This window comes from Candidatus Poriferisocius sp. (assembly GCF_965204015.1).
In the GTDB taxonomy this organism is placed as follows: Bacteria; Actinomycetota; Acidimicrobiia; order Acidimicrobiales; family Bin134; genus Poriferisocius.
Window position 1 is genome coordinate 387,195 of the sequence record NZ_OZ241965.1, and the last position, 17,032, is coordinate 404,226.

The 17,032-nt window shown below is 65.4% G+C and carries 13 protein-coding genes; 1 reads left to right on the forward strand and 12 read right to left on the reverse strand.

What is annotated here, in order from left to right; genetic code table 11:
• Positions 1 to 107 precede the first annotated feature (107 nt).
• Positions 108 to 3,293 carry an isoleucine--tRNA ligase gene (gene ileS / locus ACOGJC_RS01745; RefSeq protein WP_419846791.1) on the forward strand — a complete coding sequence of 1,062 codons (3,186 nt, stop codon included), beginning with the start codon at positions 108 to 110 and terminating at the stop codon, positions 3,291 to 3,293.
• A 12-nt stretch (positions 3,294 to 3,305) separates the two neighbouring features.
• Here ileS and ACOGJC_RS01750 read toward each other — a convergent pair whose 3' ends face one another.
• From ACOGJC_RS01750 to ACOGJC_RS01805, 12 genes are all read right to left on the reverse strand, one after another.
• Positions 3,306 to 3,824 (reverse strand): cell division protein SepF, encoded by a 519-nt coding sequence (locus ACOGJC_RS01750; protein WP_419846792.1) that lies wholly within the window; start codon positions 3,822 to 3,824, stop codon positions 3,306 to 3,308.
• 115 nt (positions 3,825 to 3,939) lie between these two features.
• On the reverse strand, positions 3,940 to 4,611 hold the full coding sequence (locus ACOGJC_RS01755; protein WP_419846793.1) for a YggS family pyridoxal phosphate enzyme: 672 nt from the start codon (positions 4,609 to 4,611) through the stop codon (positions 3,940 to 3,942).
• A gap of 18 nt (positions 4,612 to 4,629) precedes the next feature.
• The gene (gene ftsZ / locus ACOGJC_RS01760) at positions 4,630 to 5,715 is read right to left on the reverse strand and encodes a cell division protein FtsZ (RefSeq protein ID WP_419846794.1); all 1,086 of its coding nucleotides are present in this window, start codon (positions 5,713 to 5,715) and stop codon (positions 4,630 to 4,632) included.
• Between the two features lie 106 nt (positions 5,716 to 5,821).
• Positions 5,822 to 6,625 (reverse strand): cell division protein FtsQ/DivIB, encoded by an 804-nt coding sequence (locus ACOGJC_RS01765; RefSeq protein WP_419846795.1) that lies wholly within the window; start codon positions 6,623 to 6,625, stop codon positions 5,822 to 5,824.
• Position 6,626: 1 nt separating this feature from the next.
• A complete protein-coding gene (murB, locus tag ACOGJC_RS01770; RefSeq protein WP_419846796.1) occupies positions 6,627 to 7,574 on the reverse strand; it encodes a UDP-N-acetylmuramate dehydrogenase in 948 nt (315 codons plus the stop codon).
• Positions 7,571 to 8,944, reverse strand: coding sequence for a UDP-N-acetylmuramate--L-alanine ligase (gene murC, locus ACOGJC_RS01775; protein WP_419846797.1), 1,374 nt, complete (start codon positions 8,942 to 8,944; stop codon positions 7,571 to 7,573). Before murC ends, murB begins: the two co-directional genes overlap by 4 nt.
• Before the next feature lie 4 nt (positions 8,945 to 8,948).
• Positions 8,949 to 10,145, reverse strand: a complete 1,197-nt coding sequence (gene murG, locus ACOGJC_RS01780; RefSeq protein WP_419846798.1) for an undecaprenyldiphospho-muramoylpentapeptide beta-N-acetylglucosaminyltransferase — start codon at positions 10,143 to 10,145, stop codon at positions 8,949 to 8,951.
• On the reverse strand, positions 10,142 to 11,308 hold the full coding sequence (gene ftsW / locus ACOGJC_RS01785; RefSeq protein WP_419846799.1) for a putative lipid II flippase FtsW: 1,167 nt from the start codon (positions 11,306 to 11,308) through the stop codon (positions 10,142 to 10,144). Before ftsW ends, murG begins: the two co-directional genes overlap by 4 nt.
• The gene (murD, locus tag ACOGJC_RS01790) at positions 11,305 to 12,627 is read right to left on the reverse strand and encodes a UDP-N-acetylmuramoyl-L-alanine--D-glutamate ligase (RefSeq protein WP_419846800.1); all 1,323 of its coding nucleotides are present in this window, start codon (positions 12,625 to 12,627) and stop codon (positions 11,305 to 11,307) included. Before murD ends, ftsW begins: the two co-directional genes overlap by 4 nt.
• A complete protein-coding gene (mraY, locus tag ACOGJC_RS01795; RefSeq protein WP_419846801.1) occupies positions 12,624 to 13,655 on the reverse strand; it encodes a phospho-N-acetylmuramoyl-pentapeptide-transferase in 1,032 nt (343 codons plus the stop codon). The genes murD and mraY overlap by 4 nt, the downstream gene beginning before the upstream one ends.
• Positions 13,652 to 15,070, reverse strand: coding sequence for a UDP-N-acetylmuramoyl-L-alanyl-D-glutamate--2,6-diaminopimelate ligase (locus ACOGJC_RS01800; protein ID WP_419846802.1), 1,419 nt, complete (start codon positions 15,068 to 15,070; stop codon positions 13,652 to 13,654). The genes mraY and ACOGJC_RS01800 overlap by 4 nt, the downstream gene beginning before the upstream one ends.
• A complete protein-coding gene (locus tag ACOGJC_RS01805; RefSeq protein ID WP_419846803.1) occupies positions 15,067 to 16,989 on the reverse strand; it encodes a peptidoglycan D,D-transpeptidase FtsI family protein in 1,923 nt (640 codons plus the stop codon). Before ACOGJC_RS01805 ends, ACOGJC_RS01800 begins: the two co-directional genes overlap by 4 nt.
• Positions 16,990 to 17,032: the final 43 nt, after the last annotated feature.

A 17,032-nucleotide genomic window follows, 5' to 3' on the forward strand; every position in this document is an offset into this window, starting at 1 on the left:
CAGGCGGCAGTGTAGCCGCCGCTGCCGCCAATTACTTTCAAATGGTCCAGGGAGGCTTAACAATGTCTGAACCGGCCCTAGGACGGGTTATTTTGTGATTTCCTGCCATGCCTGGAGGCCCGTTGTCCGATCCGACCACCCCCTATTCCGAAGTGGACCCCAAACCCTCCTTCCCGGAGATCGAGCGGCGGGTGCTGGAATCGTGGAACCAGGACAAGACCTTCGCCCATTCGGTGCAGGTTCGGCCCGCGGGCGCCGACGGCGACAACGAGTACGTGTTCTACGACGGCCCCCCGTTCGCCAACGGACTCCCCCACCACGGGCACCTGCTTACCGGCTACGTGAAGGACGTGATCCCCCGCTACCACACCATGCGGGGCCGCCGGGTAGAGCGCCGTTTCGGATGGGACTGCCACGGCTTGCCCGCCGAGATGGAGGCCGAGAAGGAACTGGCGGTGTCGGGCCGGGCCGCCATCACTGCCTATGGCGTTGACCGCTTCAACGACTACTGCCGCCAATCGGTGCAGCGCTACACCCGGGAGTGGGAGACCACCGTGACCCGGCAGGCTCGCTGGGTGGACTTTGAGAACGACTACAAGACCATGGACCTGCCCTATATGGAATCGGTCATGTGGGCGTTCAAGACGCTGTGGGACAAGGGCCTCGTCTATGAGGCCTACCGGGTGATGCCCTATTCGTGGGCGGCCGAGACCCCGCTGTCCAACTTCGAGATCCGCCTGGACGACGCCACCCGACCCCGGCAGGACCCTGCCATCACCGTGGCCTTCGATCTGATGCCCGAGCCCGGCGACCCTGGGGCACTGCGCCTGCTGGCCTGGACCACCACCCCCTGGACCCTGCCATCCAATCTGATGCTGGTGGTGGGCCCGGAGGTGGAGTACGCCATCGTGGAGCACGACGACGGCCACGTCATTCTGGCTGCGGAAACGCTGGAGGCCTATGGGGCCGAGTTGGACCAGGGCCGGGTGGTGGGAACCGTGGCCGGGACCGAGTTGATCGGGCGGCGCTACCAGCCACTTTTCGACTACTTCGCTCCCCTCATCTCAGACGGCGCCTTCCGGGTGGTGGGGGCCGACTTCGTGGACACCGCCGAGGGCACCGGAGTTGTGCACGCGGCCCCTGGCTTCGGTGAAGAAGATCAGCTGGTAGCTGAGGCCAACGGCGTGCCCGTAGTGGTGCCGGTGGACGACCAGGGCTGCTTCACCGCCGACGTGTCCGACTGGTCAGGAACGAACGTTTTTGAGGCGAACAACGGCATCATCGCCCGGCTCAAGGAGCAAGGGCGTATCTTGCGCCACGCCACTTACGAGCACAACTATCCCCATTGCTGGCGCACCGACGAGCCGATCATCTACCGGGCGCTCAGCTCGTGGTACGTGCGGGTCACCGAGATCCGCGACCGGATGCTGGCGTTGAACCAGCAGATCAACTGGGTGCCAGGCCATGTGCGCGACGGCCGGTTCGGCACCTGGCTGGAAGGGGCTCGCGATTGGTCGATCAGCCGGAACCGGTTCTGGGGTTCGCCCATCCCGGTGTGGCGCAGCGACAATCCCGAGTACCCCCGAGTCGACGTCTACGGCAGCCTGGACGAGATCGAGCGGGATTTCGGGGTGCGACCAGTCGACTTGCACCGTCCGTTCATCGACGAGCTGACCCGGCCCAATCCCGACGACCCCACTGGCGCATCTGTCATGCGGCGGGTTCCCGAGGTGTTGGACTGCTGGTTTGAGTCGGGGTCGATGCCCTTCGCCCAGGTTCACTACCCGTTCGAAAACAAGGAGTGGTTTGAGCACCACTTCCCGGCCGACTTCATCGTGGAGTACATCAACCAGACTCGGGGCTGGTTCTACACCCTCCACGTCCTGGCCTCCGCCCTGTTCGACCGGCCGGCGTTCAACAACGTGATCTGCCATGGCATCCTGCTCGACGCCAAGGGCCGGAAGCTGTCCAAAAAGCTCAGGAACTACACCGAGCCCGAGGAGATCTTCGAGACCAAGGGGGCTGACGCCCTGCGCTGGTACCTGATGGGCTCGCCCATCGTCCGGGGCGGCGACCTCCGCCTGGACGACTCGGGGATCGACGACGTGCTCCGTCAGGTGATCATCCCAATCTGGAACGCCTATTACTTCTTCGCACTGTACGCCAATGCCGACGGCGTCCAGGCCAAGCCTCGAACCGGCTCCGAGGAACTCTTGGACCGCTACATCCTGGCCAAGACCCGTCAGTTGGTCGAGGCAGTCACCCAGCGCATGGACGCCTACGACCTGCCTGGCGCGGCCTCCGAGCTGGAGGGGTTCATCGACTCCCTCAACAACTGGTACATCCGCCGCAGCCGAGACCGTTTCTGGGCGCCAGCCCGCCCGTCGTCGGCCGACGACAAGCAAGACGCCTACGACACGCTGTACACCGTGCTCACCACCCTGACCCGACTGCTCGCCCCATTCCTGCCCCTGGTGTCCGAGGAGATCCACCGGGGACTCACGGGGGAGACGAGCGTCCACCTGTCCGATTGGCCCGACCCTGCCGAACTGCCAGCCGATCCTCAGTTGGCCGCGGCCATGGACCGGGCGCGTGACGTGTGCTCCACTGGGCTGCGTGTGCGGGAGGACGAGGGGATACGGGTCCGCCAGCCCCTGCTGTCGCTCACCGTGGCCGGCCGGGAAGTGGACACCTTGGCGCCGTTCACCTATCTGATCGCTGATGAGGTGAACGTGAAGGAGGTTCTTCTCAGCCGCGACCTGACGGCCTACGGACAGTTTGTGCTCCGTCCCAACGGCCAAGTGCTGGGCCCCCGTCTGGGCCAGGATGTGCAGGAGGTGTTCGCCGCCGCCAAATCCGGCCGCTGGGAGCAAAGCCCCGACGGCACTGTCACGGTTGCCGGGCACACGTTGTCAGACACCGAGTTCGAACTGGCTCTCAACCCGGTTGAGGGCACCACAGCCGCCGCATTGCGCACCAACGATGCCCTGGTGGTCCTCGACACGGCCGTCAGCCCCGAACTGGCCGCCGAGGGGATAGCCCGAGATGTGGTCCGGGCGATCCAGGCCGAGCGCAAGAATCAAGACCTGGACGTCACCGATCGGATCGCAGTGAAGCTGACTGCGGGAACGGAGATAGTTGAAGCCGTCAAGGTCCACCAGACTTACGTATGCGAACAAGTTCTGGCCGTCGGCGATCTAGAGCTCATTGCCGCAGAGGTTGAGGCAGTGTCAGCCGGCGAATCGGATATAGACGCGGGTCGTTTGCAAGTCCACTTGGAAAGAGCTGAGTAGCGATACAGAAAGTCAGCTGTTTTGGTAGTCGGTCTGCTCCATGCGGCGCCGTTCTTCGGCCGACACCTCCACGTTGGAAGGGGTCAGCAGATACACGTGGTCGGCGACACGCTCCATCCGGCCGTCCAGTCCATAGCAGAGACCGCTGGAGAAGTCGATAAGCCTCCGAGCCACCTCCCGGCTGCCGTGCTGCAGGTTCACGATGACCGCCTGACCACCTCGGAAGCAGTCTCCCACGTCTTTTGCATCGTCAAACGAGGTGGGAGTCACCACTGACGGTTTGGAAGAAACCGAGGGTATGGGACGGACAAAGCTGGTGTGGGGCTGGTCGCCCCTGGCCTCGCCCTCAGCCGGCTCGCTCGACGGTATCGGTCGAACCGAGCCGGTATCGCCTCCCGGCGAATACTGGTCCTCGGATGTCGGCGCCACGAGGCGCATGTCGGGCTCCTGCTCCATGTAGCCCCCGGAGGGAAACTCCTCCTCCGTCCCGAACCCGAGCCAAAACTTTGTTTTCTGCCACATGGATGACATAGGCGCATCCCCCTCTCGGCAGTCGCTCACTTGATCCTGTCGATGGTACAGGAAGCAGCCCCCGAATCGGGGACAGAGGGTTCTGACCCCTCTCCCCTGAGCAGCGTTGAAACCCTCAGCGAGGGCGAGGGCCGAACAGCGCGGTGCCCACCCTGACCATGGTGGCACCCTCCTCCACCGCGATTTCGATGTCGCCACTCATGCCCATAGACAGCTCAGAAAGGCCAAGATCAGCGGCTTGGGTCGCCAGCAGTCGGAAACCAGGACGAGCGCGCTCTGGAGGGCCGGGCTCTCCCACCGCCATCAGGCCCACGACTTCGAGACCGGCCCGCTGGCAGCCAGTGACCAGTTGAGCGGTGTCTGTTGGCGGGCATCCCCCGCGTTCTCCAATGCCGGCGACGTCCACTTGGACCAGGACGCGGGCACCCGGTGCCCGCCGGGCGATCTCGACCCCAGCCTCAATGCGGTCCACGCTTTGCCACAAGTCCACGAGGTGGGCGATCTTGCGGATCTTGTTGCGCTGGAGCCGGCCGATGAAGTGCCAGCGAGGTCGGATCTCGGCGTCCAACTCTTCACTGACACCGTCCGCTTTGGCCAGCAGTTCCTGGGCATAGTTCTCCCCCACATCCATAAGCCCGGCGCCCACCGCGGCGACCACCGTCTCGGGGCCGAAGCCCTTGGTCACAGCCACCACCTGCACTTGATCGCCCCCGACGCGAGCCAGCCGCTCTCGCAGGGCGCCCAAGTGCTGCGTGACTTCTGACGCGCTGGTCACGGGATCGGCCAACCGAGGCCGGCCATCGGGCTACCGAAGGAAGGAGGGGATGTCGAACTCGTCGTCGACATCGGAGGCCAACAGATCGTCGTCTGCTCCACCGAACACATCGGCCACGTCCGACGGACCCGCAGATTCGGAAACCGACATCCGAGTGGCTCGCTCGCCTTCCCACCGGTCGAATCCGGCGGCGATCACCGTCACTCGGATGTGGTCGCCCATCGAATCGTCCACCACCGTGCCGAAGATGATATTGGCGTCGGGATGGGCAACTCCCTGGACGATCTCCGCGGCCTCGTTCACTTCGAAGATGCCCAGATCTGGACCGCCTGAGATACTCAGCAGGATCCCGCGGGCACCCTCGATGGAGGCTTCGAGCAGCGGGCTGGCGATGGCCTTGCGGGCCGCGCTGGCCGCCCGCCCCTCGCCGGAGGAGATGCCGACGCCCATGAGCGCCGACCCGGCGTCCTGCATCACCATCCGCACATCGGCGAAGTCGGTGTTGATGAGCCCCGGGGTGGTGATCAGGTCAGTGATCCCCTGCACTCCGTGCAGCAGCACCTCGTCGGCCTTGCGGAACGCGTCCACAACCGAGGTGTGGTCGTCAGAGATGGAGAGCAGCCGGTCGTTGGGGATGACGATCTGGGTATCGACCTTGTCCCTGAGGGCCTGGATCCCGCCCTCGGCCTGCACCGAGCGGCGCCGGCCCTCAAAGCCGAATGGCCGAGTCACCACCGCGATGGTGAGCGCGCCGATGCTCTTGGAGATCTCTGCGATGACCGGGGCAGCCCCGGTTCCGGTGCCGCCTCCCTCGCCCGCGGTGATGAACACCATGTCGGCGCCGCTGAGCGCCTCTTCGATGTCCTTGCGGTGATCGGTCGCCGCCTGGGCGCCGACTTCGGGATCGCTGCCTGCGCCCAACCCTCGAGTCAACTCTCGACCAATGTCGAGCTTGACCTCGGCTGAACTCATGAGCAGAGCCTGAGCGTCGGTGTTGACAGCTACGAACTCGACGCCGCGCAAGCCAGCTTCAATCATGCGGTCAACCGCGTTGACACCGCCGCCGCCCACGCCAATGACCTTGATGACTGCCAAGTAGTTCTGGGGTTCAATCATGGGGATTCCTCACTCCAAAGCTCAAACCTTCACTCTCAACAAACGGTTTATCTGAATGAGAGATTGAGGCTTTAGAACCTATTCCTCTAGTTGAGGTATATCTAGCTTAAGGGCAGGCGTCCTTTGGGGTCAAGCTCGGAAGCTCAGGGACGCTCAGATCGATCTTCTGCAACCGCTCCAAACAGTCTTCGTCGACGACTCTGGCCAACATAGTGGCCAGCGCAACCGCCTTCCCGCGCGGGTCGTCTCGGCCTCCCCATAAGACCTCCCCTCCTCCGGGAAGATCCACAATCACCTGCCCGTTCACCAAAGAAATCGACCCGATGTCCTCCCCTTGAAGAGGTATCAAAGCCTCGCTGGCCTCCAAGAGGGGCAGGGCGGCACTTCGCAGCCACCCCCCTGGTTGGGGAACCGGGCTGATCAACACCACCGGCAGGTTGGCAGAAGTCGTGGTGACTTCGAGCACTCTTCCCTGGCCATCAGCCAGCGCCCATCCCTCATCCACAGGGATCTGGGCCACTGCTTCTCGCTCAGTGACATCGAAGGTGACCTTTCCCCCCCAGGTCCGGCTGGACCGAACTTGATCCACCCACGGCAGGGCGGCAATGGACTTTCGGGGACCCGACAAATCCAGCCCCAAGAGCGGGGTTCCCACCTCTACCCCCGCGGCCTCCAAGATCTGGTCAGCGCCCGTGCGCGGCCCGCCGATGACCTCGATCTCGTCCACATCCAGAAGAGGACTCTGGGAAATCCCGAAGCCCGCGGCCACCAAGACAAAGGCAACCCCCACGGTGATCCATACCCGAAGCCGGCGACGGGTCCGAACGTCATTGCGCCGAGCCTCGATCCGGGGATCAACCGGAGGGAGCTGATCTTTGTGCTTGTCTTCAGGTGTCTGATCCGAGGACATCTCAGCCTGCCTGATCACTCCACGGGCCTGAACCGAAACCGATGAGACGGGTCTCTGGCTGCAATGAGACTCCGGACCTCTCCTGGACTTGCGCGAAGACATCGCACATCAGCGCGAAGACATCGTCGGCCGAGCCATCCCGGTCGGCGACGAAGAAGTTGGCGTGCTTGTCTGAGACCGAGGCAGTGCCCACCCGGCGCCCTTTCAAGCCCGCGGCGTCGATGATCCGCCCGGCGTGGTCGCCGGGGGGGTTGGTGAACACGGAGCCTGCATTCTGTCCTCCGGGCTGATTCTCGCGCCTCCACGCCACTATGTCGGCAATGAGGGCCTGCGAGGCTGCCTCGTCCCCTGTGGCCAACCCCATTTCGGCCCACACAACCAAGTGGTGGTCGGCCAACGCGGAGCTCCGGTAACCCAGCTTGAGCCGCTCCACATCCCACTGCTCCACACCGCCGACTCCTAGATCGACCACTTCGGCCCGGATCAGGGATGCGGCCATGTCGGCACCGTGCCCACCAGCGTTCATGCGGACCCCGCCTCCCAATGAACCCGGCACCCCAACCGCCCACTCGAAGCCGGTCAACCCGGCAGCCGCGCTCCGGCGGGCCAACACCGGAAGCCCAGCCGCAGCCCCGGCCCTGAGCCGCTGGCCATCGACCTCTACCCAGTCGTGCCCGGCGCCCAGCCCCACGGCCACGCCGTCGAATCCGGCGTCAGCCACCAGCAAGTTGGAACCCTTGCCCACCACCAGCACAGCTGTGCGGTGGGCGGCCAGTGTCTCGGCCACCGCGGTCAAGTCGACGTCAACGGCGAGGGTCGCACCGACCCGAGCCGCGCCCCCCACCCGGTAGGTGGTGTCGGGACCGATCGGGTGTTCTCGGCTCACCGCTTCTGACCCCAGAACCTCAGCCAGATCCTCAGCCAGCTGGCCCCAGTCGCAGATGCTCATCGTCGCCCGGCGAGCATTGAGATCACCCGCTCTGGCACCTCGGTCAGATCACCGGCCCCCAGGGTCAAACACAGGTCGCCGGGGCGCAGCACACCAACCAGATGGTTGGCGGCGTCATCGAGGCCCGCCACATAGGACGCGTCCCACCCCGGGTGGGCGTCGGTCACCGCCTGCCAGATGAGCTTCCCGGAAACCCCGGGGATGGCCGGTTCTCCCGCGGAGTAGATGTCGGTGATGATCACCGCGTCGGCGGCCTCGAAGCAGTGGGCGAACTCCGTCCAAAGCTGCGAGGTCCGGGTGTAGCGGTGGGGCTGGAACACGCACACCACCCGATCCCAACCCCCTTCAGATGCGGTCTTCAACGCACAAGCCACTTCGGTGGGCAGGTGGGCATAGTCGTCGATGAAGTCGACTCCAGCGGCCGTGCCACGGTGCTCGAACCGCCGGGCCACCCCTTCGAACCCGGCCATGGCGTTGGCGGCATCAGACCAGTCCACCCCCAGCTCGCAGGCCATGGCCAGCGCCCCCAACGCGTTGAGGGCGTTGTGATCTCCGGGCATGGGCACGGTCACCGGTCCCAGCGACCCGTCGCTGCCGGTGACCTCGCCGACGATCATGTTCCGGTCGCGGCGCCGGGTTGTCCAGCGGTAGTCGGCCTCAGGCCCGGTGCCATAGAGAACCCGGTCGCAGTTCTCAGAGGCCTTGACTGCACCGGCGTCGTCGGCGCACACCACCAACCCATCGGCGGCACCGGCGCAAAACCGGGCGAATTCCGCCTCCAGCTCGGCCACCGGGCGGTCGCGGCGCAGATGATCGGGCTCGACGCTGGTCACCACCGCCCGGCTCACGATCAGCTCCCCGAACGTTCCGTCGCTCTCGTCGGCCTCCACCACGAGCCACGGCCCTTCCGACCAGCGGGCCCCGATGCTGCCGTCGGCCAAGACTGCACCCACGACGAATCCCGGATCAGCCCCCACCGCCATGAGCACGTGGGACAGCATGGCCGCGGTGGTGGTTTTTCCGTGGGTACCGGCCACCGCCACGGTGGACCTCAGCGCGGTAATTGCCGTCAGGATCTCGGCCCGGCGGTACACGGGAATGCCCTCCTGCCGGGCCGCGGCCACCTCGGGGTTGTCATCGCCCACGGCGGTGGATCGGGCCACCAAATCAGCACCGGAAATCTGGGCCGCGTGGTGGCCGACGAAAACGTCCACCCCGATCTCCCGCAGACGGTCGAGCACGGCTGAGTCGGCCGAATCGCTGCCGCTGACTCGACATCCCAACCCGTGCAACACCACGGCAATGGCCGACATCCCTGCCCCGCCCACCCCCAAGAGGTGAACCCGGGCTGTCGGGCACAAATCGACCATGGCTCTATTGTTGCTTCCCCCGGTTGCCTCGGTGGGAACTGCGGGCGTGCTGCTCCAAAAGATCGGCCACTCGATTGTCGGCGTCTCGGAGACCGACACCGGCCGCCTCTTGTCCCATGGCCCCCAAAAGACCGGGAACCTTCAGCAGGCTGTCCACTTCTTCGACCATGCGGGTGCCGCCCATCTCAGCGTCGGGAACCACAACGGCCCCTCCGACAGCAGCCAGATAGGCGGCGTTGGCCGTCTGGTGATCGCCGGGCGCTCCCGGCAGCGGAACCAGCACCGACGGCAACCCGAGAACTGCCAACTCGGCCACGCTCGACGCTCCGGCTCGTCCCACCACTAGATCGGCGGCGGCATACACCGTGGGCATGTCCATCTCGTACTCCACCGCCTTGTAGTCCAGCGCGGCGCGAGACAGGTCGGGTCGCAGGTGAGCCAGCTCCTGCCAATCTCTCCGACCGATCACATGGTGTACCGCCAGATCTTCCCGATCGGCCCAGTGGCCAACCGCTTCGAACGCGGCTCGGTTGATTCGGGCCGCGCCCAGCGACCCGCTGGCCACAACCACCAGACGGCGTTCCTCACCCACCTCGAGGGAGGCTCGGGCCGCAAGCCGGTCATTGTCCCGGTTGACCCTCTGGACCTCGTCGCGCACCGGATTGCCGGTGAGCACCGCCCGGGGCAATTTGGTGCTTGGGAATGACACCGCGGAAGCCCGAGCCCAACGCCCCGCCAAGCGATTGGCCACGCCAGGCACAGCGTTCTGCTCGCACACGACCAACGGAATCCTGAGCAGTCGAGCTGCCAGAGCGCAGGGCACGCTGGCGTAGCCTCCCAACCCCAGCACAACCGCCGGCCGCAGGCCCCGCAGCAGTCCTGTGGCCTGAACCACGGCCTGGGCCAGCCCCCAGGCTGACGACAGGTTCTGCCACGACAGCTGCCGCTTGATTCCCCGCCCGGGTAGCATGGTCAACTCGAATCCGGCAGCCGGCACCAGATCTCGCTCCACTCCCCGGGCCGAGCCCACAAAGTGGATTCTCTCGGGTTCATAGCCGCGCCGAACCAACGCCCGGGCCACTGCCAATCCGGGGTGGACATGGCCTGCGGTCCCGCCTCCGGCAATCACCGCCCACACCGGGGAACCGTCAGAAGGACGTTGCCCTTCTTCTGACCCGTCCGGCTGAGCTGGGAGGTTCACGGTTCGACTCGGATTTGTCGGGCAATGCTCAACAACAAACCGGCGGCTGCCATGTTCATCAACAGTGCAGAGCCGCCGACTGACAAGAACGGGAGGGGAACCCCGGTGATCGGCAGTACTCCTACCACCGCGGCAATGTTCACGAACGCCTGGCTGCCCACCCAAATGGTGATGCCTGCGGCCAATACTTGCCCGAATCGGTCGGGGCTGCGGAGGGCCACGCCGATCCCACAGAACACAAACCCAGCGAATAACCCGATCACGAATATCGCACCCAGCCAACCCATCTCCTCAGCCAGAACAGCGAAAATGAAGTCGGTGTGGGCCTCGGGCAGGAATCCCCACTTGATCCGGCTCTCCCCCAACCCGACGCCGGTGGGGCCGCCCGAGGCGATGCCCACCCGAGACTGGATCGACTGCCAGCCGGAGTCGAGCGGATCGGCCCACGGGTCGAGCAGCGACAGCACCCGGTTGCGGCGGTAGCCCGACCCCCAGGCGGCCAGCGCGGCCGCCCCTGCGCTGAACAGCGACCATCCGGTCAGCGGGAGAAGGGGCACTCCAGCCATGAATAGCGCGGCGAAGGCGATCAATCCGATGATCACCGCAGTGCCCAGATTCGGCTGGAGCAGGATGAACCCGGCCATAAGGCTGCACACCACTAGCACCGGCCGAATAGTGACCCGGGCATTGTCTTCTTGGCCCGCCTTGTCGGCCAGCCAGGCGGCGGCGAACAGGGCCATGGCCAGCTTGGCCAGCTCAGAGGGCTGGAAGCTGATCGGGCCGAAGTAGATCCATCGGGTAGCCCCTTTGGCCGTCGTGCCGATTCCCGGCACAAGCACGGCTATCAGCAGCAGCATGGTGAGCGCCACCACGGCATTGGCGTACTTCCGCCAGTACCGATAGTCCACCCGCATCATCAGGACCATGGCGACCAGCCCCCCGATGCTCCACACGAGCTGACGCTGAAAGGTGAACCAGGTGGACTGGCCCACATAGAGCCCGGTGACCGACGAGACCGAAAGCACCATGACAAGGCCGATGGCCGTGAGGGTTATGACCGATCCGAACAGCACGTAAAAGGGCGCGGTGGCTTGGCCCACGGGCGCCGACCGGAGTGCTGTCGCCCACGCTCGTCGTGGGACCCGGGGAGTAATGGCGGTCATGGCGACCCTCCGATCATCTCTCGAACGAGCTGGGCGAAGTGATCGCCCCGCTCGGCGTAGGAGCCGTACCAGTCGAAAGAGGCGCAACCCGGCGACAGCAGCACCGCGTCGCCGATTCGGGCCCGCTCGGCTGCCAATCTCACCGCTTCGTCCATCGACTCTGCCGGCGTCGCCGGGCACCGCCCGGCAAAGGCCTCTTCTACGTCGGATGCGGCCTCTCCGATGGCCACGACGGCGCGCACCCCGTCGGCAACCTCGCCCAGCGGTCGCAGGTCGAGGCCTTTGTTGCGCCCCCCGGCGATGAGTACCGCTGGCGCCGCCGACCGCACTGCGGCCCACACCGCGTGGGGGGTGGTGGCTTTGGAGTCGTCGTAGTAGCGAACGCCGCCGTGCTCGGCCACCAGCGTCATCCGATGGGGCAACCCGGTCCACTCCCTCATGGCTGCCCTCACTCCCTGCAAATGGGCCCCCCCGGTCATAGCCACCGCTGCCGCGGCCAGCTGGTTGGACAGCTCGTGGGGCTGCGACCGGCGCAACTCCGCGATATCGGCCAACTTCTCCGACTTTGCCCACAGCGCCCCGTCACTCACCCGATAGTCGCCCTCGCTGAGTCCGTACGTCACTACCCGGCCTTTGCCGGGAGTGTGGGAGACAACGACCGCATCGTCTCGGTTCACCACCGCAGTGGTGTGCTCATCGGCCTGGCGCCACAACGCGGCCTTGGCCTTCCGATAGCTGTCCAGCGACGCGTGAACGTCGAGATGGTCGGGGGCGAAGTTCAACCATGCCCCTACCGAGGGGCGAAAACACTGGCTGTGGCCCAGCCGGAAAGAAGATGCCTCCACCACGAACGCGGCCGGCTGAGGATCCCGGATGGCCTCCACCAGCGGGGTCTCCGTGTTTCCCGCCACGCTCGTCGCGATGCCGGAAGCCTCCAGCATGGCCGCGGCCAGAAGCGTCACCGTGGTCTTGCCGTTGGTACCAGTCACCGCCAGTGTCGGACGGGAATCCCATCGCTGGGCCAAATCGAACTCGGAGACCACCGGCGTGCCCGCGGCTGCCGCAGCACCGAGCGCGGGATGGGACTCGGGCAGCCCCGGGGTGGGAACCACTACTCGGGCATCGGCTACCAGGGCCATCCAGTCGTCAGGAGCGGGCCGCTCCAGCAGGTCGACGCCCATCGCCGCGGCTTGGCTGCGGAGCTGTTCATCGGCGGCATCGTCGGTGGCCATCACCGAATGGCCGCGCTCGGTCAACTGGGCGCAGACCGCCTGGTTGGTAACGGCGAAGCCAACCAGCAGAACAGGTGCCCGGCTCAATCTGCTCCTCCGATGGAAACGAAGTCGGCGTAGAAGAGTCCGAGCGCCACAGCAGTGGCGAACCCCGTCATGATCCAGAGCCGGATGATCACCGTGGTCTCCGGCCACCCGCCGAGCTCGAAGTGGTGGTGGATGGGAGCCATGCGGAACAACCGAGTGCCGAACACGCGGAAGCTGAACACCTGGATGATCACCGACAGGGTCTCCATCACAAACAGGCCGCCGATGATGGGCAACAGCAGGTGGGTGTTGGTGGCCAAGGCCAGGGCGGCCATGCCGGTACCCAGGGCCAGCGAACCGGTGTCGCCCATGAATATGCGGGCCGGAGCGGCATTCCACCACATGAACCCCGCACTGGCGCCCAACAGGGCCGCAGCGAGAATGGCCAAGTCCAAGGCGTGGGGGATGCCGTAGATGTCCTGGTTGCGGAAGGCCCAGAAGCCGATGATCACGAACGCGGCAAAGGCGAATATCGAGGCCCCCGCGGCCAGGCTGTCGAGACCGTCGGTCAGGTTCACCGCGTTGCTGGTGGCCAGGATCAGCAGTACCGCCCAGAGTCCCCATCCCCACGGCCCCAAGTCGATGTTCAGAGAGTCGTACCGAGTGAAGGAGAGTTCGGTGCGCACATCGGTGAGATGGATCATCAGCACTGCGAATCCCACGGCCACGATCAACAGGCCCAAGATCTTGGTCCGCTTGCCCAGTCCCAGGTTGCGCGCTCGGGAGACCTTGAGCCAATCGTCGACGAACCCGACGACACCTGAACCGATGATGGCAAGCATCACGATCAAACCGGTGCGGGTGAAGATGCCGTTGTAGAGGTCGCTGATGCCATATCCGGCCAGCGCGCCGACCACGATGGCCACTCCACCCATGGTGGGTGTCCCCGCCTTGCTGACATGGCCTTGAGGTCCGTCCAAGCGGATCGGCTGGCCGATGGAGTGCTTGCGCAGGAAGGTGATCAGAAAGCGGGTGCCGATAACCGAGGCCACCCCGGCGATGGCAACGGCGAACAAGAGGCGGATCATCGGCGTTCACCCCCGCCAGCCACCAGTTCTCGGACCACTTCTCGATCATCGAAGGGAATCACCTGGTCGCCAATCACCTGCGTGGTCTCATGGCCCTTCCCTGCTACCAGCACCACATCGCCTTCCGATGCATCGGCCAAGCAATGGGCTATGGCCTCCCGACGGTCGGGCTGAGCCGATATGGCACCCGTGTTCTTGGGCACACCGCTCAAGATGTCGGCGATTATGGCTTCGGGATCCTCTGAACGGGGGTTGTCGGAGGTGACGATGACCTGATCGGCTAGCTCGGCCGCCACCCGGCCCATCATCGGCCGCTTACTGGAATCCCGGTCGCCCCCGCATCCGAACACCACCCATAGGCGTCCAGAGCTGGCGACCAACTCCCGGGCAGCGGCCAGCACCTGAGCCAATCCGTCGGGTGTGTGGGCATAGTCCACGACCACCGTGAACGGGCGGCTGGACTCGATGGTCTCGAAACGGCCCGGCACGGGGACGGCCGACTCCAGACCGGCCACCACCTCGGGTACGCCCACTTCCAGCAACACGGCGACTTCCGCCGCGGCCAAGGCGTTGGCCGCATTGAATCGACCGATGAGCGACAGGGCGACATTGTGGCCCTGCCACCGCATGGTCAAGCCCCGCGGCCCCACTTCAACCGACAAATCTGAGGAGTCGTAGCCCAAAGTGGGAATACGGGGATCGGCCAGCAGCCGCCGACCGTATTCGTCGCCCCGGTTGACCACCGCGCGGTCGGCCATTTCGGGGGCGAAGAGGCGGGCCTTGGCCTCAAAGTACTCCTCGGCGGTGCCGTGGTAGTCGAGGTGGTCGATGGTGAGGTTGGTGAAGACCGCGACGGTGTAGCGAATCCCGTCCACCCGGTGTTGGTGCAAGGCGTGGCTGGAAACCTCCATGGCCACCGCCTCCACACCAGCCGACCGCCAGCAGGCCAGTTGACGCTGCAAGTCGAGGGACTCAGGAGTGGTTCTGGTTCCGGTTAGCGTGCCGAGCACCTTGGTTTGCAGGCCCGCAGCCGTCAGCACCGAGCCCAGCAGGCTGCACACAGTGGTCTTGCCGTTGGTGCCGGTAACTCCGATGACAGCCATGGATTGGGAAGGGTGGCCGTAGAAGGTGGAGCTGATCGGCCCCATGGCCTGGCGCACCGAAGCAGTCTCCATTTCGGGGCAGCCCAGTCCCAGTGGGCGCTCCACCACCAGGCCAACTGCTCCCCGACCAATGGCATCAGCTGCGAACTGGTGGCCGTCGTGTTCGGCACCGGGCACGCAGAAAAACAAGTCGCCGGGCTTCACCGCCCGGGAATCGTGGGCCAGCCCGGTGATCGCGGCCTGACCGCGACAGCCAACCAGCCCAGGGGCAGCCTCCGCCAGATCTTGCAGCGCCATGGCCGGTGTCGTCATGGTCCGTCCTCCGGTGGGGGCGCCTCATTGGGCACCGGCGCGGGCGCCCCCGACTCTTGAGGTGCCACTGCCTGATCAGGGTCATCGGGCGTCGGCTCAGGCGTCGCCTCGGGCGGGGGCTGGGGCGTGGGCTGGGGCGTGGGCTGGGGCGTGGGCTCGGGCGTCGGCTGGGGTGTGGGGGCGGGGGTCAGTGCCGGCGCGGACTCGGGGGTCGGCGCGGGGGCTGGCTGGGGTGTGGGGGCGGGTCCCAGCTTGGGTACGACGGTGACGAATTTGGCCGGCGGAGCAATACGGAGGCGCTGGAGGGAGTATTTGGCCAGTTCGGCAAACAGCGGAGCGGCGGCTTGGCTGGCGTAGAAGTTGGTAGTGGGTTCGTCAATCACCACGATCATCGAGAGTTGGGGATCTTCTGCCGGATAGAAGCCGGCGAACGTGGCCGTGTAGCGGCTGAACCCCTCGCTGTCCTCGTAGCTGCCGCTCGACAACACCTTCTGACCGGTTCCGGTCTTGCCAGCAATGGAGTAGCCCTCGACCTGGGCATTCCGTCCCGTCCCTTCCCGCACAACGGTGACCAGCATCTGGGTCATCTGCGCGGCCGTGCTTTCTGACACGACCCTCACCGGCTCACCTCGCTCCACCGGGATCTCCTGTCCATCAGCCCCGACCGCTGAGCGAACCAGGGTGGGCGGCACTCGCACGCCGTCGTTGGCCAAGGTGTTGTACGTCATCAGTACTTGCAGCGGAGTGGCCAAAATGCCCTGGCCCAACGCGAAGCTGCCCACGTCGGTGCCGCTCCAGTTCAAGAGCTGGGGCACCAAACCGGATGACTCCCCCTTGAATCCCAGTCCCGTAGCCGATCCCAGCCCAAACCCGGACAGGTACGCGGCCAGGCGGGTGGAGCCAAGCACCAGAGCCCATTCCACGGTGCCGGTATTCGACGAGCGGCCCAGTATCTCCTCCATGCTGTAGAGCACGGTGCCGTACTCGGTGTGGTCGGTGAACTCCTGATCGTAGAGGTGAAGCCAGTGGTTGACTTCGCGTACATGGTGCGGGGCACCCAGCCCCTCCTCGATCACACCGGAGAACACCACGCTCTTCATCACCGATCCGGGCTCATAAGACCAAGTCACCGCGCGGTTTTCGCCCAGCGAGACCGGATTGCCCTCTCGGTCTCGCCCGACAGAGGCCATGGCCAGAATTTCGCCGGTTGTGGGAACCATGATGACGACAGTGCCACTGGACGCATTGACTTGGTCGATTTGGTGCTTCAGCGCCCGCTCAGCCTCGAATTGCAAGGAGCGGTCGATGGTCAAGAACAGATCGGCACCCGGCTCCTCAGGCTTGATCTTCCGGGCGCCGGTAGGAATCGTGCGTCCATCGTGGCTGCTCTCCAGCACCATCTCGCCGGGTATTCCGCCCAGCAGGTCGTCGTATTGGTACTCGAGGCCGCTGATGCCATTGTGGTCCACGTCCACGGCTCCCACCACAGCCTGTCCCAAGCGGGCGCCAGCCGGATTGAATCGCGCCGACTCCTCCAGCAGGAACACACCGCTCAAATTGAGAGCGGCCACTTGGGCAGCCACGTTATCGGTCACGGTGCGGGCCAGATAGGCATGCTGATCGGGCTCGCTCAGCAGCTGGAAAAGCCGCCCCACGTCCATTTCCAGCACGGGGGCAAGAGCGCTTGCCGCAGCTGCTGGATCTTTTACCTGGCTTGGATCGGCCCAAACGGTCATCTGGGGCACCGATATGGCCAGCTCCACTCCATGGCGATCGAGTATTCGGCCTCGGTCAGCCGTCAGCTTGATGGTTCGTATCCGCTGTTGTTGGCCGTACTCCACGTAGGCGTCTGAGCGAAAGAGCTGAAGGTCGGCCAGCCGGACGCTGAGAACCACCCCTATCAGGGTGAAGACCACCATGATCGCGGCCCCTCGTCGGCGCAGGGAGCGAGTCCGCCCAGCT

Coding starts and splice junctions, on each gene's coding strand:
- ACOGJC_RS01765 (WP_419846795.1), bottom strand. CDS start 6,625: ATGTCCTCGGATCAGACACCTGAAGACAAGCACAAAGATCAGCTCCCT.
- murB (WP_419846796.1), bottom strand. CDS start 7,574: ATGAGCATCTGCGACTGGGGCCAGCTGGCTGAGGATCTGGCTGAGGTT.
- ftsZ (WP_419846794.1), bottom strand. CDS start 5,715: ATGATTGAACCCCAGAACTACTTGGCAGTCATCAAGGTCATTGGCGTG.
- ftsW (WP_419846799.1), bottom strand. CDS start 11,308: ATGACCGCCATTACTCCCCGGGTCCCACGACGAGCGTGGGCGACAGCA.
- ACOGJC_RS01750 (WP_419846792.1), bottom strand. CDS start 3,824: ATGTCATCCATGTGGCAGAAAACAAAGTTTTGGCTCGGGTTCGGGACG.
- murC (WP_419846797.1), bottom strand. CDS start 8,944: ATGGTCGATTTGTGCCCGACAGCCCGGGTTCACCTCTTGGGGGTGGGC.
- ACOGJC_RS01800 (WP_419846802.1), bottom strand. CDS start 15,070: ATGACGACACCGGCCATGGCGCTGCAAGATCTGGCGGAGGCTGCCCCT.
- mraY (WP_419846801.1), bottom strand. CDS start 13,655: ATGATCCGCCTCTTGTTCGCCGTTGCCATCGCCGGGGTGGCCTCGGTT.
- ileS (WP_419846791.1), top strand. CDS start 108: ATGCCTGGAGGCCCGTTGTCCGATCCGACCACCCCCTATTCCGAAGTG.
- ACOGJC_RS01805 (WP_419846803.1), bottom strand. CDS start 16,989: ATGGTGGTCTTCACCCTGATAGGGGTGGTTCTCAGCGTCCGGCTGGCC.